The organism is Paenibacillus wuxiensis (genome assembly GCF_040195695.1).
In the GTDB taxonomy this organism is placed as follows: domain Bacteria; phylum Bacillota; class Bacilli; order Paenibacillales; family Paenibacillaceae; genus Paenibacillus_B; species Paenibacillus_B suaedae.
In genome coordinates, this window is record NZ_JBEFZI010000043.1 from 1 (window position 1) to 691 (window position 691).

At 57.3% G+C, this 691-nt stretch carries 1 protein-coding gene; it reads left to right on the forward strand.

Annotated elements, in window-relative coordinates:
- Positions 1-691: condensation domain-containing protein (locus tag ABN764_RS29570; RefSeq protein WP_446673865.1), on the forward strand; the 691-nt coding region annotated here is incomplete at both ends.

The following is a 691-nucleotide window of genomic DNA, read 5'->3' on the forward strand; positions in this document are numbered from 1 at the left end:
TGATCCCGTCGTATTTCGTGGAGCTTGAGCGCCTGCCTCTGACGCCGAACGGGAAAATCGACCGGAAGGCGCTGCCGGCGCCGGAAGGGGGAGCAAGCGCAGGCCGCGAATACGTGGCGCCGCGCACCGAACTGGAGGCGAAGCTGGCCGCCATTTGGCAGGATGTGCTTGTTCGGGAGAAGGCGGTAGGTGTAACAGACAACTTCTTTGACCTCGGCGGACACTCTCTGCGGGCGACGACGCTTGTCAGCAAAATGCATAAGGAGCTAGGCATTGAATTCCCGCTTCGCGACGTATTCCGCTACTCGACGGTTGAGGAAATGGCCGTGGCTATGGAGCGGCTGGAGAGCGGCTCGTTCACAGCTATTCCGGCTGCGGAACCTAGCGAGTATTATCCGCTATCTTCCGCTCAGAAACGTCTTTATATCTTGAACCAGCTGGAAGGAGGCGAGCTGAGCTACAACATACCAGGAGCTATGCTGCTCGAAGGGGAGCTCGACCGGCAGCGGTTTGAAGAAGCGTTCTGCGGGCTCGTAGCTCGTCATGAAACACTTCGTAGCGGCTTTGAGATGGTAAAAGGCGAAGCGGTTCAGCGGATTTATGAAGAAGCCGACTTCCAGGTGGAATATGTGCAGATTAGCGGGGAGCAGGCGGAAGAAACGGTGCGCCAATTCGTTCGTCCGTTTGATCT